The organism is Pseudomonas silensiensis, assembly GCF_050434865.1.
Taxonomy (GTDB): Bacteria; Pseudomonadota; Gammaproteobacteria; order Pseudomonadales; family Pseudomonadaceae; genus Aquipseudomonas; species Aquipseudomonas fluorescens_W.
Genome location: NZ_JBNDJH010000004.1, coordinates 156,969 through 180,566 on the forward strand (window position 1 = coordinate 156,969; position 23,598 = coordinate 180,566).

Below are 23,598 nucleotides of genomic sequence, written 5' to 3' on the forward strand. Positions count from 1 at the left end.
TGACGGTGTGAGAAAAATGTAGCAGCCTTTGTTCTCATGAGCAAACATAATTCCAGGATGTGAACATGCATAAGGGAAAAAGTAACTTAGGTCCGATCTTGCAGGATCACGGAATTCTGCAAAGCGCAGCTGCCGAGACTGCGTGCGGTATGAACAATTGGTGGAGAACAATTAAATGAACAAGATCCCCGAAAGCGTGACCCTGCCTCGTTTGATACGCGAGTTGGTAGCAAACCATTCCGACTGCGAAGCATTGGTGGGTAGTGGGCAGCGATATACCTATGAAGAGCTTGGTGAGGAGGTCATGAAAGTATCTCGACGCCTGATCAAGCTTGGGGTTGGCCCTGGAGACAAGGTCGGAATCCTGATGGGCAACCGCCCCGAATGGATTATCAGCGCCCTGGGCATAACGAATGTGGGGGCCACGATGGTGGCGATGAACTCATGGTCCACATCCCGAGAACTCGAGCACCTGATCAGGCACTCTGACTCCACGTTTGTGATCGCTTCGCAGCGCTACCTGAAACATGACTATGCCGCGATGCTCCAGAGCATGGAGCCGCTTAACGAGCGTTTCCCTTTGCTTAAGGGCATTTTGGGCGTCGGGGGTAACCTGCCAGTGGGCTGGCTCGCGTTGAATGACGCTGACAGCGACATCAACACAGATCTGGATGATGAGATACGGCGTGCCGGCGACAACGTTAATGCGGCTGACCTCGCGTTTCTTTTGTATACCTCGGGTTCCACCTCCACCCCAAAAGGTGTCCAGCTAAATCACGGATCTCTAATTTCCAACCCTTGGCAAATTGGTGAGCGCCAGCATGTCATTGCCGGTGATCGACTCTGGCTGGCCGTTTCGTTGTTCTGGGGGCTTGGCTGCGTTAATGCCTTGATGAACGTTCTGACGCACGGAGGCTGCATCGTTCTGCAAGAGTCGTTTGAGCCTGAAGAGGCCATGCGGTTGATTGCTTTGGAGAAGTGCACCCTGTTCTACGGCACGCCAAATATGGCGCAGGCCATGCACGAACATCCGTCACGCCCTGAGTTTGACCTCACATGTCTGCGCGCTGGCGCGACGCTTGGTACGCCCGAACAAATGACTCGGGTCATCGAGTTAGGCGCGATGAATGTCAGCAACATCTATGGTCTCACCGAAACCTACGGCAACTCGCATGTGACCGATGCTCACGATGACGAGGACATGCGTCTTCGCTCATGTGGTCGTCCGCTCCCGGGTGTGGAGCAACGCATTGTTTCTGCCGAAGGTGAAGACCTGCCGCCGGGTTCAATCGGGGAAGTACGGGTCAAAGGGCACGTGACGATGGGCTACTACAAGGACGAGGAGCAAACCCGGCTGGCATTTGACGAACAAGGTTTCTTTCGGACAGGGGATCTTGGATACGTCGATGAAGACGGTTACCTGTTCTTCTGTGGGCGCTTGAAAGAGATGGTTAAAACCGGTGGGATCAACGTTGCTCCGGCCGAAGTTGAAGCGGTTCTCATGACTCATCCGAACATCTATCTGGCTTATGTCGTCGGAGTACCAGATGACTGTCGCGATGAGATTCTGGGGGCGGTCATTGTGCTTGCTCCAGGGGCAAGCTTGACTGAGACCGAGGTCGTATCGTTTAGCCGCCAGAACCTTGCTGCTTACAAGGTACCGAAGCTGATCCGATTCACAAGTGAGAGCGATCTGCCGCTTACCACCACCGGTAAGGTTCAGAAAAACAAGATTGCCAGTCTGTTTTTTGCACCGATCAGCGCTTGAGCCTACAAGGCCCATATCCACTCCTTGTATAGAGCGCCGAAAAATGACCCAGAAAAAAGATGATGAATTTACGAGTTGGATCGGTACGACGCAAACAAGCGTCGACCAGATTACTCGTTCCCCTTTGTCGCTACTTGCTGCGACGCTTGATCGACAAGAAAGCGAACGCTTGCAGGTGCCTTGGAGTTGGTTTTACTTCCTGCCCAACACGCCTACCGAAGAGTTGGGTGTTGATGGCCATCCTATGCGACAGGGTTTTCTACCTCCAATAACTCTGCCGAGACGCATGTGGGCAGGCAGCCGAATAGAAACCACTGCAATCGTGCCGAGAGTGGGAGACAGCATCCGTCGCATCAGCACAATTCGCTCTATCGAACGCAAGCGTGGGGGCTCCGGTGACCTGATTTTCCTTGGTCTTGAACATGAGGTCACAAGTAATGCGGGGCTCCTCCTACGTGAGCAACAGGATTTGGTGTATCGAGATGCTCCTGTACCTGGGGCAGTTCCTGCCCCTGGCAAAGCTGCTCGCACAGATGCCAAGTGGAGTCGTGAAGTGGTACCGACCTCGACGCTGCTGATGCGTTTTTCCGCGTTGACCTTCAATGCTCACCGCATTCACTACGACTTAGATTACGCGACTCAGGAAGAGGGTTATCCAGGGCTGGTCGTTCATGGACCTTTGATCGCAACGCTATTGCTCGATCTCGTATATCGGCACCTACCTGATATTCGGGTTAAGCAGTTCACCTTCCGGGCAGTGAGGCCACTCTTTGCAACCGCGCCATTCAAAGTGTGCGCGAGCCTGACTCCGCGCCCGAATCAAATCGATCTTTGGGCTTGTGACTCAGCGGGTTTTGTTACCACTGAAGCGTCGCTGGCTTACCAATAAAAATAGGACTGCCGAAATGAATAAACAACTCGATGGCTATCAGGATATTCGGGAAGCAATTCGTGGACTGTTTACCGACTTTCCAGACGACTACTTCCTGAAGATTGATGAAGCTCGCGTTTATCCGGAGGCGTTCGTTAATGCGTTGACCAACGCAGGTTGGTTGGCCGCGCTCATCCCTGAAGAATATGGTGGCTCCGGACTGGGGCTTGCCGAGGCATCAGTGATCATGGAGGAGATAAACCGCAATGGTGGGAATTCTGGTGCTTGCCATGGCCAGATGTACAACATGGGCACTTTGCTGAGGCACGGTTCTGATGAGCAGAAGGCTCGGTACCTACCTAAAATTGCAACGGGTGAGCTTCGGCTTCAAAGCATGGCCGTTACCGAACCTACGACCGGCACGGATACCACACAGCTGAGAACAACCGCGGTTAAGAAGGGCGACCGTTATGTTGTTAATGGCCAAAAAGTCTGGATTTCTCGGGTACAGCATTCTGATCTCATGATCCTTCTGGCGCGTACGACGCCGTTGGCTGATGTTCGTCGCAAGTCAGAAGGCATGTCGATATTTGTTGTCGACCTTGCAGACTCGATTGGTCGGGGGTTGTCGGTTCAACCCATCGCTAACATGGTCAACCATGAGACCAACGAACTGTTTTTTGACAACCTCGAAATCCCGATTGAAAACCTGATTGGGGAAGAGGGTAAAGGCTTCAAATACATCCTTGACGGGCTTAATGCAGAGCGAACCCTTATTGCGGCTGAATGCATTGGGGATGGCTACTGGTTCATTGACCGGGCTCGCAAATACGCGAATGAGCGTGAAGTATTCGGTCGCCCGATCGGCGTTAACCAAGGCGTTCAGTTTCCTATAGCGGACGCATATATGGAGCTGGAGGCGGCCAACTTGATGCGTTGGAAAGCTTGTCAGTTGTTTGATTCGCACCAGCCCTGTGGTGCTGAAGCGAACATGGCGAAATACCTTGCGGCAAAAGCCTCTTGGGAAGCGGCCAACGTATGCATGCAGACACACGGTGGTTTTGGCTTTGCCAACGAGTACCACATTGAGCGCAAATTCCGTGAAACACGGCTGTATCAAGTCGCGCCCATCTCAACAAACCTCATCTACGCCTACATTGCCGAACACGTACTCGGCCTTCCGAAATCCTACTGACGATCTGCGAGGAAACGCTCATGACAACCGTTCAATCGTCCATGGACTCACACTCTCGTCCGATTCGGGAAGGGCTTTTTCATGTCGATCCACCAAGTCTTTTGGGATCCGCATGTAATCAATGTTCGATCCGTACTTTTCCCGCTCGTTCGTTTTGCCCTGCGTGCAACTCTGATGATGTAGAGCCACAAGTCGTGCTCGCCAATGAGGGAAAAATCTATAGCTACACGGTCATTCGCCAGGCACCTGGTGGTCGCAAAACTCCTTACACACTGGCCTATGTCGATTTGACCGATGGGGTGCGGGTGATGGCTCAGATTGACGCACCCATCGATACGCTTCACATCAACATGCGCGTTCGTTTGGACATCCGCCCTGTTGGCGAACAGGACGGATGTGAGCTGATCGGCTACGTCTTCGTTCCTAAGGAGTGCGCACAATGAATACCAGTCATGTTGCCGGTGTTGGCATGGTTCGCTTCGGTAAATACGACCCATCTGTGACGTTCGAGCTCCTGGCGGTTGAGGCCGCGAACGGTGCTCTTCGCGATAGCGGTGCAACTCGTAATCAAATCGAAGCAGTCTTCGTAGGTCATGTGTTCGGGGGACCTGTTGCCGGCCAAAGGGTGGCGACAGAGTTGGGGCTCGGCGGTCTTCCGGTCAGCAATCATGAAAACTATTGCGCAAGCGGTGCCACTGCTTTGCGAGAAGCGTGGATGGCAATTCGCGCCGGCCTGTATGACGTTGTGCTGGTGATTGGCGCTGAAAAAATGACTGACCGTGTGAAGGGGGGCGTAACCCCTGATGCGAACGATCTGGATGCAATGCAGGGCTATGTGATGACAGCCGGGCATGCTCTGAGCGCACGTCGGTACATGGCTGACTATGGCGCGACCAGAGAGCAGATTGCGATGGTCGCGGTGAAGAACCATGCCCATTCAATGAACAATCCGTACGCACAGTATCAGCATCGAGTGACGCTGGAAGACGTGCTCAACGCGCGGCCTATCGCAGATCCATTGGGGTTGCTAGATTGCAGTCCAATTAGCGACGGGGCGGCCGCTGCAATTGTATGTAGTCCCAAAGGGCTAGCTAGGTTAGGGATTACTTCCGCGCGACCTGAGGTTCGAGCAATTGGGCTAGTGAGTGGCACACTTCGCAGCGGTCATTACGACGTCAATGAGGAGGATATTTCTCGTCGAGCAGGCTTACAGGCCTATGAGGCTGCCGGCATCTCTCCTCAGGACATTGACGTGGTTGAAATGCACGACTGCTTTACGATCGCAGAGATCGTCCGTCTGGAAGGTCTAGGCCTTATCCCCAAAGGCGAAGGTGCCGCCTGGACCGCAGATGGAAAAACTTCTATCGGTGGAAAGTTACCGGTCAACCCTAGCGGCGGCCTTCTTTCGCGCGGTCATCCAGTCGGTGCTACCGGTATGGCTCAGGTATGTGAGTTGTATTGGCAGCTCATGAGCCAGGCTGGGTTGCGGCAGGTTGAAAATGCTCGTCTTGGCCTTGCGTATTGCAAAGGTGGAACGGTCAGCGGAACCGATGGTGCATCGGTTACTACGGTGGTGATGTCGTTATGATAAAGGTTCTTCTCTTAGCCAATGGACTGGATACCAGTGATCTGGCCGAAGCGCTGGAGGCGCATTTAATTACACTGTGTCCCATCGAGCTAACTCTTCCAAAAGGAGCCTCTGCAGATGAGGAACAGATCGCATGCCTATTAGACGCACACTCTGATTTCGACGGTCTGATCATCGCCCCGTCCTTTGCTGCGAATGGAACGCTGACTGCCAGCCTGGACGATATGCTGGATCTTCTAGCGACAAGTTTTGTTTACGTTAAAGCAGCTTTGGCGTCATTCGAGGCACGCAATGTTTCTGGCCGATTGATTTCTCTGTTGCCAGGCAATGCAGCGATGGGGGATCCCGCGCAACTTGTGGACTCCACCTTGGCTGGCGCAATGCTCAGCCTCTTTAGGACATTGGCGCTCGAGCTGCGCAAGACGCCGATCACGGCAAATACGTTGATGTATGCAGCAGCGCCCAGCGAATCAGTTCCAGAAAAAATGATGCTCGCAGACACCCAGTCCCTCGCGGCACTCATCAGTATGCTTCTCGGCAAAGAAACACGTGGTGTTAACGGCCAGGAAATCTACGCGCAGGGAGCAGCAGATGTGGGGAGGTTGCATCCATGAGCACTTTACCGTCGAACGGCATCATCACCGGCGCTGCGGGTGGAATTGGCCGCGAGTTGACGTTGACACTGGCAAGCGCTGGTATTGATTTGATTGCTACAGACCTTGATCAGGATCGACTGAATGACTTGGTCAATGCGACTTATGACTTGCCAGGGCGTGTGATTGGGGTGGCTGGCGATATGCTCGACCCAGATCTGCCCTCAAGGCTCTGCAAAAGAGCACAGGAGGATTTTGGAGGAATAGAGCTATTGGTTAACTGCTCAGGATGGCTCAAGGACGCACGGGTACAAAAAATGCCAGCGGATCTTTTTCGTCAGCTGATTTCGGTCAACCTGATCGGGCCATTGCGTTTGATTGAGGCCGTCACGCCAATCATGAAAAAAGCAGGGCAGGGGCGCATTATTTCCATAGCATCGCGTGCGTGGCTGGGTAATTTTGGGTCCTCCGGTTATAGCTGCGCCAAAGGTGGGGTGGTTGGGGCCAGTCGTTCCTTGGCACTCGATTTGGCTCCAAGCGGCATTACGGTCAACTGTATTGCGCCAGGTTTCATTGAAACTCCAATGGCCCGTTCACTGCCGCCTCACATCCTCGAGCGAGTCCTTGACGCCATTCCCGCAGGCCGTGCGGGAACCGTTGAGGACGTTGCAGCACTCGTATTGTTTCTTGCTGGATCCGCTAGCGGTTACGTCACCGGCCAGACGCTTGTTGCTTGCGGTGGACGCAGCATCAGCGATCCGATCACGAAAATTTGAGAGACATGACATGAGCGAAAAAGAATGGCGTGACCGGTTTTATGAGGACTTTTCGGTGGGCGATGTATGCAAGCACCGAAACGCTCGCACAGTTACAACTTACGACAACATGATGTTTACGCTGCTGACTCAGAATCCGGCACCACTGCACCTTAATCATGAGTACGCGAAGGCCTCTGGTCATGAACGTATGCCTTTTAACTCGACATTTACTCTGGCTTTGGTTACCGGGCAGTCAGTTGCGGACTTGACACCTAACGTGATGACAAACCTTGGCTGGTCCGAAGTGAGGCTGCCTGCTCCTGCTTATGAAGGCGACACAATCTACAGCGAGTCGCAAGTGATCTCTCTTCGTGAGTCCTCGAAGCATCCTCAAGCCGGAATCATGGCGCTGAAAACAACCGGGTACACCCAAGAGGGGGTAGTGGTCATTGAATTCATCCGGACGGTGATGATTTACAAAGCCGGCGGGGCTCCGATCCAGCCTCGGCCCGAACCGATCAGGAAGTCATGAAGCGCTAGTGAGAGATTTGTAATCGGTGGCATCAGCGCCGATTACAAGCCTTCACCAGTCTCTCGTTTCGCTGTTCCCGAGCATGTCCTCAAAAGGACGTGGCGGGAAAGTCATGCCCACAAAAATAAAAAAGGTATGCACACATGTATCACGACAATCGTTTTACGCTGAAGGTCGCATCGCTTGGATGTTTGCTGCTCATGCCGGTTATGTCTGCCAGGGCGGACCTAATCAAAGATAGTCACTTGAGTCTTGATGCTCGCAACTTCTACATGAACAGGGATTTTCGCGATCCTTATCGCGATGTACCCGCACAACGAAAGAACAGCGATAAGGTCAAGGCGGAGGACTGGGTGCAAGCCTTCGGTTTACGTTTTGAGTCGGGGTTTACTGAAGGGCCAGTCGGTTTCGGACTTGATGCGCTCGGCCTGGTAGGCCTCAAGCTTGACTCTGGTGCTGGTACTACCGGCACTGGCGCACTTGCCTACAATCCAGCCTCGGGTAAGCCGAGTGACGAGTTCAGTTTTATGGGGCTTACCGCAAAAGCCAAGGTCTCGAAAACGCAGCTTGCGGTCGGCACCTTCCAGCCACTTTTACCCGTGCTCTTTCGCAACGATACACGTTCATTACCTCAGACCTTCGAAGGTGTTCAGCTTCAGTCGGACGACTTGAAAAATACCCAGGTCATGGCAGGCCGTTTTGACCGATCCCGCTATCGCGACTCCAGTGGTAACGATCGTATGAAGATGGCCGCGGATGGTGCTACGGGAGGCGTCGAAAGTGATGGATTTGATTTTTTGGGTGGGACTTATACGTTCACTCCGGCGCTTACTGGTACCTACTATTACGCCACGCTCGAAAGTAATTACTCGCAGCAGTATGCGAGCCTGATCCATAAGTTTTCGTTGAATGAAACTGTCTCGCTGACCTCTCAATTTCGGTATTTCGACAGTCGCCACCAAGGCAATACCAATGTCGACAACAAAAACACCGCGGGTATGTTGACGCTCGCAAACGGCCCACATTCCGTGGGCGTTGTATACCAGGAGCTGCATGGCGAGACCGGCATGCCATTCGTGTTCGGTGGAACGGATCCCTATACCTACAACACCTCGACATACACCAATTTTCTACGTGCCCACGAGCGATCATCGCAGCTCAAGTATGAATACAACTTTGTGGCAATGGGCGTTCCTGGCTTGACGCTTATGGGGCGCTATGTGACTGGAGACAATTTTGAAATTGCCGGCCAGTCAGCAACGGAATGGGAGCGGGACATCGACCTGAGCTATGTAGTACAGGACACGGCCCTAAAGGGCGTAAGGCTTCAGTGGCGTAACGTCATGTACCGCGGTAGTAACACGGTGGATGTGGACGAAAATCGGCTGATTGTCAGTTACACCTACGCGTTCTGGTAATCGACGACAGAACAGAATCAGGCAAGAACATCATAGAAGCGTCGTAACGCACCCAATAGATAAATCTAGAAACTGAACGCTACTGCGCTGTGGGGGCAGGGATTAAATCCTTGGCTGGCTCACAACGACCTATTGTCACCGCTCAAAGGATTCAGACACATGAACAACTCGTCGCTCTCAACGGTCAGAATGCTCCTTTTCGCCTTCGCCGCAGGGGCGATGATTGCCAATATGTATTATCTGCAACCGATCCTTTCCTTGGTTGCAGGGACATTCGCAATTCCAGTCTCTACATCAGGGCTTATCGTTAGCTGTACTCAACTGGGTTACACGCTGGGCATTTTGATGGTCGTTCCGCTTGGCGACGTGTTGGCGCGAAGAGGGCTGCTAACAGTCATGTTCGCTGTGAACGCTTGTGCGTTGTTGGTCGCAGCTTTAAGTCCAAATTTCGTAGTGTTCAGTTTGGCTGCACTCATCTCTGGAACAACGTCGTCGTCGGCAATGTTGATCGTTCCCTATGTCGCTTCGATCGCGCCTATCGAGCAACGTGGTCGCATGGTTGGCGTGGTAATGACTGGCGCGTTGTTGGCCATTCCACTCTCTTGGTTGGTCTCTGGAGGGATTGGAAATTTCGCCGGGTGGCGGATGGTATATGGGGTGGCGTGTGTCGCTGTGATCTTGCTGCTGTTCCTCTTGCGGCGGAGTTTGCCTCAAGAGCCGGAACGAAAAGGCCGGGATATTCATTATGGCGACCTGATGAAATCACTTGTGCAGATTAGCGCCAGGCATGCACCACTTCGTCGACGAGCTTTATACGGTGCTTTGGGGATGGCCAGTTTTAGTAGCCTTTGGACAGGGTTACCGATTCTGCTCTCACAACCGCCGTACAGCTTCCCGGCTTCCACCATTGGTTTGATTGGCATCACGGGTATCGCCGGGGCCCTGGTGCCAGGTTTGATTGGTCGTTTGAGTGATCAGGGGTACAAGGATCATCTGACAATTGGTCTGGCGCTTCTGATGTTGACTGGTTGGATATCGCTGTCGTTTTCCATGCTGGGGCTTTGGGTAATCATCTCGTCGGCAATTGCGCTGAACATTGCGGTAATGGGTTTGCAGATCACCCATCAATCCGTGATTTACAAGCTTGAGCCAAACGCCAACTCACGAATCACCGCTGTATTTGTGGCGGTAAACTTCATTGGTGCAGCGATCGGCTCTGCCCTCGCAAGTATCTGGTTGCGTCATTTTGGATGGAAGGGTTTGTGCTTCCTGGGCGCAGGTTTTCCTGCCTTTTTGCTCATCACCTATTGCTTCATGGAAAGAGCTGGAAGGCAGCAGGCGACTTAAGCAGTCCCCAATGACGCGACCTCTCGATGTACTTTTTGCATTGTTGAGTGGTCCCATTGATGCGATCTCTTTTACCAGAAAGGTGCTGGTCTTCTCGCCCCCTGTAGTGACTTGTAAGCGGGGTGTTATGGTGCTAGGCTTGTTCCTAATAAGGAATAATGTTCTTATCTGCGAACAAAAAGGCGTTTTACACAACGACACACATTCAAACAAAAATGAGGAAATATCTATGTGGACCAAACCTACCTACGTCGACATGCGTCTTGGATTTGAAGTGACTATGTACTTTGCCAACCGCTGACGCGCTGTGATGGGGCCGTCTCTTCGTCCACGACACGAGAGCAGCCCCTGCCATGTTGACCCCGGCCCAGTCGGGGTCAACTTCCTTAATGCTGGCAGACGATGTCATACAGTCCCTGGAGGCTGCTCATGAACAGTTCTGGTTGCAAGTCACCTGAACATTCAGTCGGGCTACCGCTTTGGCTGCTCGCTGAGCTGACATATCGCTGTCCGTTGCAGTGTCCTTACTGCTCCAACCCGTTGGATTTTTCCCGGCAGGGGCGGGAACTCACCACCGCCGAATGGATAGATGTATTTCGTCAGGCTCGCGAGTTAGGCGCAGCGCAGTTGGGGTTTTCGGGCGGTGAGCCACTGGTACGTCAGGATTTGGAGGAACTGATCCGCGCCGCTAGCGAGTTGGGCTACTACACCAACCTGATCACTTCTGGTATCGGCCTTGATGAAGCGCGTATCGAAGCCTTCAAGCGTGTCGGTCTTGACCACATTCAGATCAGCTTTCAGGCCAGCGATGAAACGGTCAATAACTTGTTGGCAGGTTCTCGTAAAGCCTTTGAGCAGAAGCGAGCCATGGCTCGGGCAGTCAAGGCTGCGGGTTATCCAATGGTGCTCAACTTTGTCACTCACAGACACAACATTGATCGAATCGACCAAATTATCGAACTCTGCCTGGATCTTGAGGCTGATTTCGTAGAACTCGCGACCTGCCAGTTCTACGGTTGGGCAGAGTTGAATCGTGTGGGGCTATTGCCGACCCATGCACAATTGCAACGCGCCGAGCGCATTACCAATGAGTATCGGGAGAAACTGGCGGCCGAGAAGCATCCCTGCAAATTGATTTTCGTCACTCCGGACTATTACGAGGAACGCCCCAAGGCCTGCATGAATGGTTGGGGCAGTGTGTTCCTCGACATCACGCCGGACGGTACGGCACTCCCTTGTCACAGTGCTCGTCAGTTACCCGTGCAGTTTCCGAATGTCCGCGAGCACAGCCTTGCGCACATCTGGTACGAGTCCTTCGGCTTCAATCGCTTTCGCGGGCACGAATGGATGGTCGAACCGTGCCGCTCCTGCGACGAAAAATCACGCGACTTCGGTGGCTGCCGTTGCCAAGCTTTCCAACTAACGGGTGACGCCAGCAACGCGGACCCGGTGTGTTCGAAGTCGTCTCATCACCACAAGATATTGGCGGCACGTCGGGAGGCTGAAGGTGTGGCCCCGCGGATCGACGAACTGGTGTTTCGCAATGAGCGCGCGTCTCGGATTATTGCGACCTCTCGCTGAACAGTTCGATGTTATCAACTTCTGAGTAACCAATAGTGCGGTTAAATGGTAATGAGGGTTTAAACCATCCCTTGATGGGGTCAAGGTTTTTGGAAAAAGTAGTTGCCCGAGAGATAAAAGCAAAACCCCGACAGGGCAAGCAAGGCTCCTAAAGAGTGGATGGTTGCAATAGGCGAAAGTTGATTCGTCGAAAGCGACAGCCACATACGCTCACTCGTATGTGTAGTGGCTGAAATTGTTCAGCTACTGTCTTAACTGGAGAAATGACATGACTGATTTTATCCCTACGCCGAACGAAATAGCTGGCAAAGTTGTGATTGTTACGGGGGCCGCAAGTGGTATTGGCCGCGCAATCGCCGAGCTGTTCCATGCTCGGGGCGCCAAAGTAATTGCTGAAGATATCAATCCAGAGGTGAAAAGCCTGGAGCGCCCAGGATTGGTTCCTTTCGTGGCTGATATTACCGTCGATGGCTCGGCTGAAGCCGCTGTTGCCTTGGCGATACAGCACTTCGGCAAGCTCGATGTACTGGTCAACAATGCAGGTCGGATCATCTACAAACCGCTCATTGAAATGACGCGCGAGGATTGGAGCTGGCAGATGGAGACGAACGTTACTGGCGCGTTCCTCCACTCGCGAGAAGCCGCGAAAGAAATGATGAAGCAAAAGTCGGGTGCAATCGTCAACATCGCTTCCTATGCCTCTTATTTCGCATTCCCTGGTATTGCTGCCTACACCGCATCAAAAGGTGCGCTCGCTCAACTGACTCGAACTCAAGCCTTGGAAGCAATTGACCATGGCATTCGTGTCAACGCGATTGGCGTGGGTGACGTAGTCACTAATCTCCTGAATCACTTTATGGAAGACGGTCCAGGCTTCCTGGAAGATCACGGTAAGTCGGCGCCGATCGGCAGGGCGGCTTCTCCTGGCGAAATCGCGGAGATCGTTGCGTTTTTGGCTTCCGAGCGTGCCAGCTTTATTGTCGGTTCGGTCGTTATGGCTGATGGAGGAATGAGCGTCGCTGTTGGAAGTTGATTTCTTGGTTGCGCAAGCGGCATAGCTCAGGCCGTGTCGCTTGATTTTGATCGAGGTTGCTTTAGCGCCGGAGGAAGACATGACCATGTTTGAAAAATCCAACTACCCACTAATTGATGTGCGCCGGCATTTGGAGACGGGGCCGATTGTAATGGTTAGTTCAGCCTGGAAGGGCGAGACGAATATCATGACGATGGGTTGGCATATGATGATACAGTTCGAGCCGGCACTGTTCGGTTGCTACATCTGGGCCGGAAACCACAGCTATGATTTGATTCGGAACAGCCAAGAGTGTGTGATCAATATTCCTACGGTTGAGTTGGCTTCAAAAGTAGTGGCTGTGGGTAATAGCACCGGAGATAAAATTGATAAATTTAGAGAGTTTGGTCTTACGCCGGAAAAGGCGGATAAGGTCAAGGCTCCACTTATTAAGGAGTGCTATGCAAATTTTGAGTGCCGGCTTTCCGATTCCAACTTTATCGGAGAGTATGGGCTGTTTGTATGGGAAGTGGTAAAGGCACACGTTGCGACTTCAGTGGAAAATCCGAAAACCCTTCATTATCGCGGCCAAGGCAAGTTCATGATTGCTGGGGAGACAATAAGTTTGCGTGAGGATTTTAAACCGCAGAATCTCTGAGCTGAACAAAGCCCGATCAATAATCCATTTAAGTGCTGTACTTTGTCGATTTTAATGGATTTTGCGCCCTGAATAAAAAGCGAGCGGTGTTCATTTTCGGTAGTGGCTTGGAGGAACGCCGGCTTCCCGTTTAAATACTTGGGAGAAGTGGCTGGCACTGCTGTAGCCAACGTCCATGCCAATATCAATGATGCTTCTTTCGGTTTCTATGAGGAGCTGCTTTGCTTTGCTCATTCTCAGCTTTATGAAGTATTGAGAGGGTGAATGCCCGGTCGCACGTTTGAACAGACGACTGAAATGGTACTCGCTCATTCCAATTTCATTAGCTAGATCAGCCAAACAAAAATCTTCTCCGAGCTTTTTCTCCATCGTGTTTACAACACGCTTCAGCTTGAATACCGGCAGCGCATTGCGATGAGCAATGTTTTCAGCTCCAGCGTCAAGATACCTACGGACCAGGTGCACGGCGATGCACTGAGCGATTCCTTGTATCAAGAGTGCGCTGGTTTCTCCCATGGTGGTCAGCTCAACTCTAAACTGTTCGAGTAATACCGACAGCGACTCGTCTCGACCTCCTGATATTTCGCGCAAACGAATTGAGCCTGCGGGTCCCTCGTGCGCTTCTTGGATCGCACGTTCGAGTAGTTGGAGTGCGATGTAAATATGCATGACCACAAAAGGCTCCGAGCCGGAAACGTGCCAACGCATTTCGTAAGGGACGGAGGAAGTGGTAAGGAAAAAGTCTCCCTTTTTCACTTCGTTTGAACTCCATTCCTCACCGGCTACCCGTTCTTCAACTGTTGCATCACCGGATAGAACCCAAACGATCAGCGGTTCTGCTACGGCGGGCACGATGAGGCTTTCCTCTATACGTTCTCGGTTAAAAATCTGGACCAGTATTTCTTTCGAGGAAATGCCGTCGGTTGCAGCAATGCGCTCACCGCGGATGTGTGCTTCTAAACCGCTTGCAGAGGTTCGCTCTACGGGCTCCACGACTCGTCTCCTTAAAGGCATCTATGAAAAATAAAATTATCATATGCCTCCGTGAGTAAAGGGCGAAGGCACCTGCGAAGGTACCACTTGGCAGGCAACATCTGCCGACAGTTCACTCCAAATGCCAGGCAGCTTTCCTCGCAATCAAATGGCCTTGGCCCCTTTGGAGGGCGACACCAGCGCGGCTTTCACCATGGAGCGGTTCAGCGTAGACGAACTGAAGGGGAGACCCGCTTACGTCACAATTTACCGAAAGTGGTGTCCAAAGAGGCTCTGCGAGCAAAAGAGGCAGAGATTCAGTCAGTTCAATCCAGAGGAAACCAAATTTGAGAATGGTGTTGTCGTGGATCTGCCGTATCCGACTGACGATGTGAGATTGCTGACAAAGACCGCGGTCGATGCGTTGGAACGTGTGTATCGACCTGGATTCAACTACAGCAAAGCCGAATTTTGCTGCTGAATTTCTGCAAACCCGGCGAGTACACGGTTTGCTGCGTCGCAAGCGACGGAGGCTGCAAATCTTATGGGAGTATTAGACAAGATCAACGAAAGGTGGGGGAGAGGTACGCTACGTTCGGCAAGTGTGCCTGCTAACCCTGCTTGGGCAATGCGTCGCGAGATGTTGAGTCAGAGCTACACGACCAAACTCGATGAGCCGTGGACGATCAGTTGTAAATAGGGTTAGAGATCAAAGATGGCGAGCCTTAGTACGTGGGGCTCGACAGGGAATGACTTAGCGATGTCAAGCCGTATGCCCAAAACAATTCCATTGGTTAGAAAGAGAATTTTTGTCTGTCATGGGAGATGTGTCATCTTCCTCAAAGCAGCCGAAAGCAGCTTCAGTTTTTTCGATCGCATCAAACGATATGGGTATGCATTCATGGCAACACAGCTAAGCGAGGAGGAAATGCGCCATGCGCTTTTCGGCTCACCTAAACAGTCTGAATCTGAGTCAATATTCATCGCTCCCACTCCTGTGCCTAGTCCGACGCCACAAGAAAAGCCAGTACGTCGAGCCCTTTCAAAATCTTTCTCGCCGAGGCTGCGGGTAACGCTGCGCGTTACGAGGGAGTTCGAAGGTGAGGCAGAAGTGTTCGTATACGATGCGAATACGTTAAGCACGATTGTCGCGGAACAAGCAGCCAAAAATGAGGCTAAGAAACAAAAGTTTCGCTATTTTGATGTCGTTTCGATCAAGCCGGTTGAGTCGTGATTGAGGCGCGATCAACCGTAAAGGGGACATCGGAGCGCGCCAGTACACCTGACGGTTTATCGCTCCTCGATCGCTAGGAAACTCGCGTTATCCGTATGCAGGGCGATCAAACAAAAGAGACACGTTGTATGCGCGCCTCCCTTGGTTTCGCGATAAGGAATAACGGAACCATTAATTACTTTCACAACCACTGTCAAGTACCGAATAGCTAGCGGTGTGACGCTGGCCCTTCAAATCTTCATAAACCAGGAGCACCGGAACCACACCACATTCCTTGCTTGTGTCGGTGACGCTGCTGGTTTTCGCGATATCCAAAAGTGTCCTGGTCTTGACCGGTTCGACAGCGGCGATAGCACTGCTAGCGAAGACGGATAATTACAGGGTGGAAAGGGTTTTCAGAGGAAGGCCTGCTTTGAAAGACTGACTTCCTCTGGGCGTGAAGCGACCGTAAGCGTCTGGGGAAGTCACCTTCCGAACTCCAGCATTAAGGGCGATGGTGTCCGTGTATTTTTAAGCGGACGCTATCGGCCTTAACGTCAGGATTTCCATGCGCCATCGAAGCTCTTATCTGAAACCCTTCAAGGCCCAGGTTGTTCAGGAATGCCTGCAACCGGTTGCAACCCTATCCAGCGTCGCCATCAGCCACGGCATCAACGCCAACGTGATCCGCAAGTGGCTGCCGCTTTACCGGTGCGCGTACCGCTGGGTAACCTCGATGTCGAAGGCGAGGGCTGCGGGTTGATCGAGGCCAGCTTCAGCTCTACGGCGGCCTTGGTCGGCTTCCTGGCCTGCGGGTTGATGCGCGCAGCCTTCGACGTCGCCCTGGATTTTTGCCGGACCGAACACCGTGGCGCAGTGCAGCCGATCATCGAGCACCAGCCAGTGGGTTATGCGCTGGCTGACGCCAAGAGCTCCATTGAGGCCGTTCGCAGCCTGGCCTGACGAGCCTGTTGGGCTCAGGACGCGCAAACTCCGGGCGCGTTGGAGCTGGCGCTGCATTCCAAGGTGTACGGCTCGGAAGTGGCCGTGCGGGTCATCACCGACCTGATGCGCGTGGTCGGTATCGAAAGCTACAGCCACGCAATGCCGATGGGCGCTTTGTTGCAGGATGCTATTGCCTTGCCGTTGTTCGATGGGGGCAACCAGGGTGTGCGTCGTCGTCAATTGCACACGCTGTTGCGTGATAAAGGGTACAGCGCGCTGGCCACATTCAGCTGACAGCGGCTCAATCTTTTGACCCAGAGCATTAGAACCAAGCCCCGCGCCAGTTTCGCGGGGCATTGTTTTAACCCGGGATATTTTTCGTCTACGCGGTACCCCACTGCGTTCAAGTCGTACCATTTGAAAACCCAATAAGGGTACACATAGAGATAGAGAAAATTTCGAACTTAAAATTTTCCTTTATTTTCAGCGACAAAGAGGAAAGTTCGATTCCGGCTTCGGCACCATCTTAAATCAAGGGTTTGCGGGCGAAAGCTGATGCAAACCCTTGTTTGTTTCTGGTCCGCTATTTAAGAGTTGGTCCGCAATTCACTTAGTTGGTCAGACTTTTTTGCCTTTGTGGTTGCGGTGGCGCCCGCCGGATCAAGCGCGGCGTAGTGAGGGCACTTTTCATCGCTCAAAGCATTTGCGGGATTGCTCATTGGCAATCCCCAGGCAGAAGCCTGCGTCGTCGGCTGGCGTGATTCGTAGAAGTGGGGTATTTGTGTTCGGCCCGGCATGGAGCCGGATCAAGGAGATCGAAATGGTGTTAGTGGAAAGGCCGTACCCAGTTGAATATGAGCATCGAGGTGTTAAAGCGAAGATTGATTTCGAATGGGATAGCGACAGTGATTCTGTGCCAACAGGACTTAGAATCGCTGTAGAGAACAAAGAAAACCGGGTTGAAGCAATCCGTGAAAATGCCAAGTACGACAGCTTCAATGAGGCGTTAGCCCGCGGCAAAGCATTGGCGAGGCTAGACATCGATTTGACTCTTGGGCCTGCTCCTTTGGCCTGAAAACAGTACTTCGCACAATAGGTGAGGGTGGGTCAGGCGGCTGCTGTCGATTCCGGCTTCGGGCACCATCTAAAATCAAGGGTTTGCGAGCGAAAGCTGATGCAAACCCTTGTTTGTTTCTGGCTTGCTGTTTTTTAGCCCGCGGCAGTTATCGACCCGGCCCGCTAACCCCTGGATTAGCGCCGCGTCGATCTTCGCCAGCAGGGTTGCCGGTATCGACAAGCCTTCTCTCCACCAAGACATTTTGAAGGGCCTGGCGGGCTGCAGCGTCTAGCTGGTCTTCTCTCTCCTTGAGTTCAAGCAAGATTGGGCTGGACCAGGTGCGATAGGTTTTTTCGGTATCTCGAATTGATGTCATCTGTCCCCTCCTTGATGAGTGCCCGCCAACACCGTCGGCGCAATTTCGATTCGATAGAACCCTAGTCGAGAAATCTGTTCGCCGCCAAAAAATGGCAGGGTGCTGGGGGCTTAAGAATCATCCAACTAACGCACACGCCGAGCGCTATAACGCCGAAAGCCGTCGCTGTATCGAAGAGGCGTTGGGTGCAGTCGAGGACGCGCAAGGATTGCAAGCAGCCTATTCGGCGCTGCCCGATCAGTATTACGAGATCGTTTTTGCTACACCGGCGATGCGTGATATCTGGTCCGGGATGCAGGCGGACAAACAGCTCATGGCGTTGGAACTGCAGGAGAGTCGTATTGCGGGCGGGTTATTGGCTGACGCGATGCTTCGGGTATTCCCCGACAGTGATGCGTTGCGGGTTCGGGAGTCTGCGTTTCTGATCTGGCATCTGGGGGAGGCGACGATGCGGCTGGCCATCTCATGCGCACCCGAGGAGGGGCGTGGTCTGGTCGAGGCCTTCCAACGCATGTCGTTGCTGGAAATCATGGCGCCAGCGGCCGGATCGAATGAGTTCGATCCGGCCACCGATGCTGTCAGCTAAACGAAAGGCTGACCGGTGAAACCACGAGGCAATCGTTGCAGTCCTTCCATGGCGGTGAGCCGTTCGACCCAAGCCGCACGCCAGTCATTGGCAGTGTGCGTAACTTTGGCTTTGCGTGCGGCGCGGCGTGCAGCGTTGCGTTGGTCTTTGCGCGCATCCTTGAACGCGTCGGTGTTGCGGCAGCTTCTGCATTTCACCCGGGTCAGTTCGCTGGTTGAAACGAGATTGCTGCCTTTGTGACCGCAGGCCAGATGCCCGCCGACTTTGAAGTGAGTAACCATCAGACGCCTCCTTGGTGACGTGTAATCGTTTGACCTCTAGCGTGCGGTGACGTTCGTTGCCAGCGTAATGGGCAAAAAAAGGCCCGCATGCGGGCGGGCCAGGGGATTCTTCAAAGGAGTCCGGTCAATCTAGAGCCTGAGATGTGAACGCAGCGTGAAACAGATTGCGCAGCCATAAAAAAGCCCAGCGCCAGGCTGGGTTGGGGATGTAGCAGGAAGTGTTCAGGCAAGGACGCACCCGGTGACGATAAGGTCGCCGTTTATGCGTCCTGAATCAGGCCGTGTCCTTGAGGATGTCCAGGTCGAATCATCTGAACCGCGGCAGGGGCGGGTCGACAGGTTTGAGCGACGACAGCGTATTGCGAATCAGTGGCGCGTCCTTCTCAATGTCGTTCAGACGATCACGGATTCTGAGGGCCGTCGGGTGCCCGCCTTGATGATCGACCCAGTCGGCGATTTCCTTGCATGCCGCTGCCAGGCGAGCCTGACGGGAGTCGAGCAGGGTGAGCAGTGTGGTGATGGACTCTTTTTCGGACATGGCAAACACCTCCGTTCAAGAAACCTGTAATTGGCAGCAAAAAGCCCGCGGGGGAGCGAGCTGTCTGCCGATGGGGTCGCTAATCCTTCAGCTTTTTTCAGTATAGACCCGTGAAAGGCAGGTAGCATCAGCCTTCTCGGACCGTCACTTGTGACCTGGCATTGAGCTGCCGGCATTCACGCCGGGCGTCTTCTTCATGGTCGAAACCGTCACCGATGAAGCCACGGGTTCGAGTATCGGCGATGCGATACCAGACGGCGGCATCGGGTGGTGGATGGCTGGTATCTCCGGCTCGGCGGCCATAGATGATGATCTTGTTGCAACGCTTCACAACGAAAATGTCTTCCATGGCTCACCACAGCTAATTCAGGTTCACAACAACTATAGAAGCCATTTGCGATCGTGCAAAAAATAGACAGGTCAGTTCGTCGCTTCAACGGTTGCGCTCATCTTCTCCAAAAACACCGCCAGCCCGACTTCCTCCGCCCTGAGCCCTTTGCGCGCTCGAGGCCTGGGCAGCTCAGCCAGCGCACCCAAAAGAAAACCATCGAGCACCGCCGGGTGGATGTAGCACTTGCGGCAGACGGTCGGGGTGTTGCCCAGTTGTTTGGCAACGTTCTTGACCATCTCCACCACATGCCGCTTCGCATCCGACTCAGGCTCCCACTGCAGTTCACGCAAAACCGCCAACGCCAACGCGCTACCGGCCCAGGTGCGGTAGTCCTTGGCAGTGAAGTCGGCACCGGTGAGGGTTTGCAGGTAGGCGTTGACGTCAGAGGAACTGACGGTGTGTCGCTCACCGTTTTCATCCAGGTACTGAAACAGGTTTTGCCCGGGAATTTCCAGGCAGCGTTTGATGATCCGCGCCAGGCGTCGGTCTTTCACGGTGATCTGGTGCTCGACACCGCTCTTGCCGCGGAACTGGAACAGGATCGCGTTGCCGTTGACCTCGACGTGACGGTTGCGCAGGGTGGTCAGGCCGTAGGAGCGGTTGTCCCGAGCGTACTGGGTGTTGCCGACCCGGATCAGCGTCGCATCGAGCAAGGTGATGACCGTGGCCATGACTTTGTCGCGACTGAAGCCGGGAGCCGCCAGCAGTGCTTCAAGCTGTTTGCGCAGTTTCGGCAACGCCAACCCGAAGTCCCGCAAGCGTGAGTACTTGTCGGCATCACGCACTTCTCGCCAGCGCGGGTGATAACGGTATTGCTTGCGACCTCGGGCATCTCGGCCGGTGGCTTGCAGATGGCCGCGCGGGTCGGCACAGATCCACACATCGGTGTAGGCCGGGGGGACGGCGAGGGCATTGAGGCGTTTGATTTCGTCTTGATCGGTAATGCGCTGACCCGCAGGGTCGAAGTAGCAGAACGTGTCGCGCAGTTTCTTGCGGGTGATGCCGGGCTGGGTGTCATCGACGTAATGCAGGTCGGATGGCAGCGCATCGGTTAGCGCGATGTCGGGCATGACGGTAGTCCTTGGCGAGGGATCAGGGGCCGTTACAGCCATTGACCGCGCGCCATTGCAGTCGTGCCAGCGGATTTACGCCAGCACCGCCACCGCCTTGATCTGTGCCCAGAGTTGCTGGCCGGAGTGCACGCCCAATTGGTCCCGGGAATAACGGGTGATCCGCGCCAGCAGCGGTGTGCCGTCAGCGTCCAGACGGATGAGCACATGGGCGGCATTGTCCGCGCCCATTTCACTGATCACAGTGACCGGCAAGCGATTGAGGATGCTGCTTTGCTCGATGCTTTGCAGGCTCAGGCTGACATCCCGCGCCTGAACCTTGCAGCGCAGCGCCTGACCCGGGGTCATCGGTGAGTGAGCCACGCGAATGTTCAGGTTCGTGTTCGGCAGTTGCAGGGTCAGCAACTGATAGTCGGGGTCATAGGCACTGACGTGCCCCTCGATGACCACGCCGGCGTCGTCGCCCAGCGCCAGGGGCAGGTCGAGACGGGCCAGCGTTTCGCCAATAGCGCCGCTGGCCAGCGCCTTGCCATTGCTGAGCAGAACGAGGTGATCGGCCAACCGCGCGACTTCATCTTGTGAGTGACTGACGTACAGCACCGGGATGTCCAGCTCATCATGCAGTCGTTGCAGGTAAGGCAGGATTTCGTTTTTGCGTTGGCTATCCAACGCTGCCAGCGGCTCGTCCATCAGCAACAGTTTCGGGCTGGTGAGCAGGGCGCGGGCGATGCCGACCCGCTGCCGTTCACCGCCGGAAAGGTGCTGCGGATGGCGATCCAGCAAATGGCCGATCCCGAGCAGTTCAGTCGCGTGTGCCATGTCGACCCGTCGCTGTGGGCGAGGAATGCGCTTGAGGCCGAACTGCAGGTTGGCCAGCACCGACAGATGGGGAAACAGGCTGGCTTCCTGGAAAACGTAACCCAACGCCCGTTTGTGGGGCGGCACGAAAATCTTCTTGCCGCTGTCCTGCCAGACTTCATCGTTGACCTGGATGAAACCCTGCTCGGCCTTCTCCAGGCCAGCGATGCAGCGCAGGCAAGTGGTCTTGCCCGAACCGGAGTGACCGTAAAGCGCAGTGACGCCGCGGCCGGGCAATTGCAGATCCACTTCCAGGGCGAACCCCGAGTACCTCAGTTTCAGTCGCGTATGAATCATCGGTCAGCTCCAGCCCGCTTTGGTTTTGCGACTGGAGTAGAGCGCCAGCAACACCATAAAGGAGAACACCAGCATCGCCCCAGCCAGCCAATGGGCCTGGGCGTATTCCATGGCTTCGACGTGATCGTAGATCTGCACCGAGACCACGCGAGTCTTGTCGGGAATATTGCCGCCGATCATCAGCACCACGCCGAATTCACCCACGGTATGGGCGAAACCGAGAATGGCAGCGGTGATGAAACCGGGGCGGGCCAGCGGCAGGATCACGCTGAAAAACGTGTCCCAGGGATTGGCGCGCAAGGTTGCGGCCACTTCCAATGGGCGAGTGCCGATGGCGGAAAAAGCGTTTTGCAGGGGCTGGACCACGAACGGCATCGAGTAGAGCACCGAGCCGATCACTAACCCTGCGAAACTGAACGTGAGGGTCCCGAGTCCCAGCGATTGGGTGAAGTGGCCGACAAACCCGTTAGGGCCGAGCGCCAGCAACAGATAGAAGCCAATCACTGTCGGCGGCAGCACCAGGGGCAGGGCGACGATCGCCCCGACCGGGCCACGCAACCACGAGCGGGTGCGCGACAGCCATAACGCAATCGGAGTGCCGATGACCAGCAGGATAACCGTCGTCAGCGACGCCAGTTTCAGGGTCAGCCAGATGGCGGAAAAGTCGGCACTCGATAGCGTCATTTAGAGTTGGTAACCGTAGGATTTGATAATTGCGGCGGCTTTCGGACCTTTGAGGTAGTCAACCAGTGCCTTGGCGGCCGGGTTGTCCTTGCCTTTGTTGAGGATCACCGCGTCTTGTTTGATCGGGTCGTGCATGTCGGCTGGAACGATCCAGGCCGAGCCGCCGGTGACTTTGCCGTCTTTGTAGATCTGCGACAAGGCCACAAAACCCAGTTCAGCGTTGCCGGTGGAGACGAATTGGTAGGCCTGGGTGATGTTCTGGCCTTCAACGATCTTGGTTTTGACCTTGTCGGTCAGGCCCAGCTTGGCCAATACCTGAGTGGCGGCCAGACCGTAAGGCGCGGCTTTCGGGTTGGCGATGGACAAATGCTGATACTGGTTGTCGCTCAGCACTTTGCCTTTGGCATCGACGTAACCTTCTTTCGCCGACCACAGCGCCAGGGTGCCGACGGCGTAGGTGAAGCGCGAGCCCTTGACCGTGTCGCCTTCGGTTTCGAGTTTTTGCGGGGTGGTGTCGTCCGCCGAGAGGAACACCTCGAACGGTGCGCCGTTCTTGATCTGGGTATAGAACTGGCCGGTGGCACCAAAGGAGGTGACCAGTTTATGCCCAGTGTCTTTTTCGAAATCGGCGGCGATCGCCTGAATCGGTGCAGTGAAGTTGGCAGCGACGGCGACCTGGACTTCGTCCGCCTGGGCGGACCCGAAAACGAACACTGCCAGCAGGGTTGCCAGGCAGGTGGGGGCAAAACGTGAGGCACGAATGGTCATGAAACGGCTCCGTGGTAGGCAAGTTCAACGAGGGGGTGAAACGCTATATAGCGGAATATATAGCGAAATGCCTGCAAACGGAATGTGTCGGATGCGCGTTGTTGAGACCACGCATGAACCTGTAGCAGCTGCCGAAGGCTGCGTTCGGCCGCGTAGCGGTCGTAAATCCAGCTGCCACCGTTAGCCTGAAAGACCGCGGTGTCTGGTTTCACGACCGCTGCGCGGCCGAACGCAGCCTTCG

The 23,598-nt window shown here is 54.3% G+C and carries 27 protein-coding genes and 3 pseudogenes; 20 read left to right on the forward strand and 10 right to left on the reverse strand.

What is annotated here, in order from left to right:
* The first annotated feature begins 175 nt into the window (after positions 1–175).
* The 14 genes from QF010_RS07290 (at position 176) to QF010_RS07355 (ending at position 13,321) form a co-directional block, all read left to right on the forward strand.
* On the forward strand, positions 176–1,768 hold the full coding sequence (locus QF010_RS07290; RefSeq protein WP_429532767.1) for a class I adenylate-forming enzyme family protein: 1,593 nt from the start codon (positions 176–178) through the stop codon (positions 1,766–1,768).
* Positions 1,769–1,811: 43 nt separating this feature from the next.
* Positions 1,812–2,657, forward strand: a complete 846-nt coding sequence (locus QF010_RS07295) for an HTD2 family dehydratase (protein WP_429532768.1) — start codon at positions 1,812–1,814, stop codon at positions 2,655–2,657.
* A 16-nt stretch (positions 2,658–2,673) separates the two neighbouring features.
* Positions 2,674–3,834: an acyl-CoA dehydrogenase family protein gene (locus tag QF010_RS07300; RefSeq protein ID WP_429532769.1), complete on the forward strand. Its 1,161-nt coding sequence runs from the start codon at positions 2,674–2,676 to the stop codon at positions 3,832–3,834.
* Between the two features lie 20 nt (positions 3,835–3,854).
* Positions 3,855–4,277, forward strand: a complete 423-nt coding sequence (locus QF010_RS07305; protein ID WP_429532770.1) for a Zn-ribbon domain-containing OB-fold protein — start codon at positions 3,855–3,857, stop codon at positions 4,275–4,277.
* On the forward strand, positions 4,274–5,422 hold the full coding sequence (locus tag QF010_RS07310; RefSeq protein WP_429532771.1) for a thiolase family protein: 1,149 nt from the start codon (positions 4,274–4,276) through the stop codon (positions 5,420–5,422). Before QF010_RS07305 ends, QF010_RS07310 begins: the two co-directional genes overlap by 4 nt.
* The gene (locus tag QF010_RS07315) at positions 5,419–6,036 is read left to right on the forward strand and encodes a hypothetical protein (RefSeq protein ID WP_429532772.1); all 618 of its coding nucleotides are present in this window, start codon (positions 5,419–5,421) and stop codon (positions 6,034–6,036) included. The genes QF010_RS07310 and QF010_RS07315 overlap by 4 nt, the downstream gene beginning before the upstream one ends.
* Entirely contained in the window at positions 6,033–6,791 is a 759-nt protein-coding gene (locus QF010_RS07320) for an SDR family NAD(P)-dependent oxidoreductase (RefSeq protein WP_429532773.1), read from the forward strand. Before QF010_RS07315 ends, QF010_RS07320 begins: the two co-directional genes overlap by 4 nt.
* A gap of 10 nt (positions 6,792–6,801) precedes the next feature.
* Positions 6,802–7,305 carry a MaoC family dehydratase gene (locus tag QF010_RS07325; RefSeq protein ID WP_429532774.1) on the forward strand — a complete coding sequence of 168 codons (504 nt, stop codon included), beginning with the start codon at positions 6,802–6,804 and terminating at the stop codon, positions 7,303–7,305.
* Positions 7,306–7,448: 143 nt separating this feature from the next.
* Positions 7,449–8,723, forward strand: a complete 1,275-nt coding sequence (locus tag QF010_RS07330) for an OprD family porin (RefSeq protein ID WP_429532775.1) — start codon at positions 7,449–7,451, stop codon at positions 8,721–8,723.
* Positions 8,724–8,882: 159 nt separating this feature from the next.
* Positions 8,883–10,070 carry an MFS transporter gene (locus QF010_RS07335; RefSeq protein ID WP_429532776.1) on the forward strand — a complete coding sequence of 396 codons (1,188 nt, stop codon included), beginning with the start codon at positions 8,883–8,885 and terminating at the stop codon, positions 10,068–10,070.
* 229 nt (positions 10,071–10,299) lie between these two features.
* Positions 10,300–10,371, forward strand: a complete 72-nt coding sequence (pqqA, locus tag QF010_RS07340; RefSeq protein ID WP_080290718.1) for a pyrroloquinoline quinone precursor peptide PqqA — start codon at positions 10,300–10,302, stop codon at positions 10,369–10,371.
* Positions 10,372–10,499: 128 nt separating this feature from the next.
* Positions 10,500–11,651, forward strand: coding sequence for a pyrroloquinoline quinone biosynthesis protein PqqE (gene pqqE / locus QF010_RS07345; RefSeq protein WP_429532777.1), 1,152 nt, complete (start codon positions 10,500–10,502; stop codon positions 11,649–11,651).
* A gap of 268 nt (positions 11,652–11,919) precedes the next feature.
* The gene (locus QF010_RS07350; RefSeq protein ID WP_429532778.1) at positions 11,920–12,684 is read left to right on the forward strand and encodes an SDR family NAD(P)-dependent oxidoreductase; all 765 of its coding nucleotides are present in this window, start codon (positions 11,920–11,922) and stop codon (positions 12,682–12,684) included.
* Positions 12,685–12,763: 79 nt separating this feature from the next.
* Positions 12,764–13,321, forward strand: a complete 558-nt coding sequence (locus tag QF010_RS07355) for a flavin reductase family protein (RefSeq protein ID WP_429532779.1) — start codon at positions 12,764–12,766, stop codon at positions 13,319–13,321.
* A gap of 90 nt (positions 13,322–13,411) precedes the next feature.
* On the opposite strand, the gene QF010_RS07360 is transcribed toward QF010_RS07355, so the two are convergent.
* Positions 13,412–14,314, reverse strand: coding sequence for a helix-turn-helix domain-containing protein (locus tag QF010_RS07360; RefSeq protein ID WP_429532780.1), 903 nt, complete (start codon positions 14,312–14,314; stop codon positions 13,412–13,414).
* 271 nt (positions 14,315–14,585) lie between these two features.
* Between QF010_RS07360 and QF010_RS07365 the strand changes: the two are divergent.
* Together QF010_RS07365 and QF010_RS07370 are read left to right on the forward strand one after the other, a co-directional pair.
* Positions 14,586–14,993: pseudogene (locus QF010_RS07365) on the forward strand (DUF4113 domain-containing protein); the annotation flags it as partial.
* Between the two features lie 60 nt (positions 14,994–15,053).
* Positions 15,054–15,527, forward strand: coding sequence for a hypothetical protein (locus tag QF010_RS07370; RefSeq protein WP_429532781.1), 474 nt, complete (start codon positions 15,054–15,056; stop codon positions 15,525–15,527).
* Positions 15,528–15,698: 171 nt separating this feature from the next.
* On the opposite strand, the gene QF010_RS07375 is transcribed toward QF010_RS07370, so the two are convergent.
* Positions 15,699–15,842, reverse strand: coding sequence for a DUF2790 domain-containing protein (locus QF010_RS07375; RefSeq protein WP_429532782.1), 144 nt, complete (start codon positions 15,840–15,842; stop codon positions 15,699–15,701).
* Positions 15,843–16,074: 232 nt separating this feature from the next.
* Here QF010_RS07375 and QF010_RS07380 point away from each other — a divergent pair, with 232 nt between their 5' ends.
* The 3 genes and pseudogenes from QF010_RS07380 (at position 16,075) to QF010_RS07390 (ending at position 17,526) form a co-directional block, all read left to right on the forward strand.
* Positions 16,075–16,269: a transposase gene (locus QF010_RS07380; protein WP_429532783.1), complete on the forward strand. Its 195-nt coding sequence runs from the start codon at positions 16,075–16,077 to the stop codon at positions 16,267–16,269.
* A pseudogene (locus QF010_RS07385) lies at positions 16,218–16,745 on the forward strand (acyl-CoA dehydrogenase family protein). The gene QF010_RS07380 and the pseudogene QF010_RS07385 overlap by 52 nt, the downstream one beginning before the upstream one ends.
* 526 nt (positions 16,746–17,271) lie before the next feature.
* Positions 17,272–17,526, forward strand: coding sequence for a hypothetical protein (locus QF010_RS07390; protein ID WP_033055178.1), 255 nt, complete (start codon positions 17,272–17,274; stop codon positions 17,524–17,526).
* A 148-nt stretch (positions 17,527–17,674) separates the two neighbouring features.
* Here QF010_RS07390 and QF010_RS07395 read toward each other — a convergent pair whose 3' ends face one another.
* Positions 17,675–17,884: a hypothetical protein gene (locus QF010_RS07395; protein ID WP_033055177.1), complete on the reverse strand. Its 210-nt coding sequence runs from the start codon at positions 17,882–17,884 to the stop codon at positions 17,675–17,677.
* A 136-nt stretch (positions 17,885–18,020) separates the two neighbouring features.
* Here QF010_RS07395 and QF010_RS07400 point away from each other — a divergent pair.
* A pseudogene (locus tag QF010_RS07400) lies at positions 18,021–18,470 on the forward strand (TetR/AcrR family transcriptional regulator); the annotation flags it as partial.
* Here QF010_RS07400 and QF010_RS07405 read toward each other — a convergent pair.
* From QF010_RS07405 to modA, 7 genes are all read right to left on the reverse strand, one after another.
* Complete coding sequence (locus tag QF010_RS07405; RefSeq protein WP_429509720.1) at positions 18,467–18,751, reverse strand: hypothetical protein; 285 nt, start codon at positions 18,749–18,751, stop codon at positions 18,467–18,469. The pseudogene QF010_RS07400 and the gene QF010_RS07405 overlap by 4 nt on opposite strands.
* A 307-nt stretch (positions 18,752–19,058) precedes the next feature.
* Positions 19,059–19,289 carry a hypothetical protein gene (locus tag QF010_RS07410; protein WP_010460746.1) on the reverse strand — a complete coding sequence of 77 codons (231 nt, stop codon included), beginning with the start codon at positions 19,287–19,289 and terminating at the stop codon, positions 19,059–19,061.
* Positions 19,290–19,416: 127 nt separating this feature from the next.
* Positions 19,417–19,638, reverse strand: coding sequence for a hypothetical protein (locus QF010_RS07415; protein WP_033055174.1), 222 nt, complete (start codon positions 19,636–19,638; stop codon positions 19,417–19,419).
* A 71-nt stretch (positions 19,639–19,709) separates the two neighbouring features.
* The gene (locus QF010_RS07420; protein ID WP_429532784.1) at positions 19,710–20,750 is read right to left on the reverse strand and encodes a DNA topoisomerase IB; all 1,041 of its coding nucleotides are present in this window, start codon (positions 20,748–20,750) and stop codon (positions 19,710–19,712) included.
* Between the two features lie 75 nt (positions 20,751–20,825).
* On the reverse strand, positions 20,826–21,905 hold the full coding sequence (modC, locus tag QF010_RS07425; RefSeq protein WP_429532785.1) for a molybdenum ABC transporter ATP-binding protein: 1,080 nt from the start codon (positions 21,903–21,905) through the stop codon (positions 20,826–20,828).
* Positions 21,906–21,908: 3 nt separating this feature from the next.
* Positions 21,909–22,589: a molybdate ABC transporter permease subunit gene (gene modB / locus QF010_RS07430; RefSeq protein ID WP_008153716.1), complete on the reverse strand. Its 681-nt coding sequence runs from the start codon at positions 22,587–22,589 to the stop codon at positions 21,909–21,911.
* Complete coding sequence (modA, locus tag QF010_RS07435) at positions 22,590–23,357, reverse strand: molybdate ABC transporter substrate-binding protein (RefSeq protein WP_033055171.1); 768 nt, start codon at positions 23,355–23,357, stop codon at positions 22,590–22,592.
* Positions 23,358–23,598: the final 241 nt, after the last annotated feature.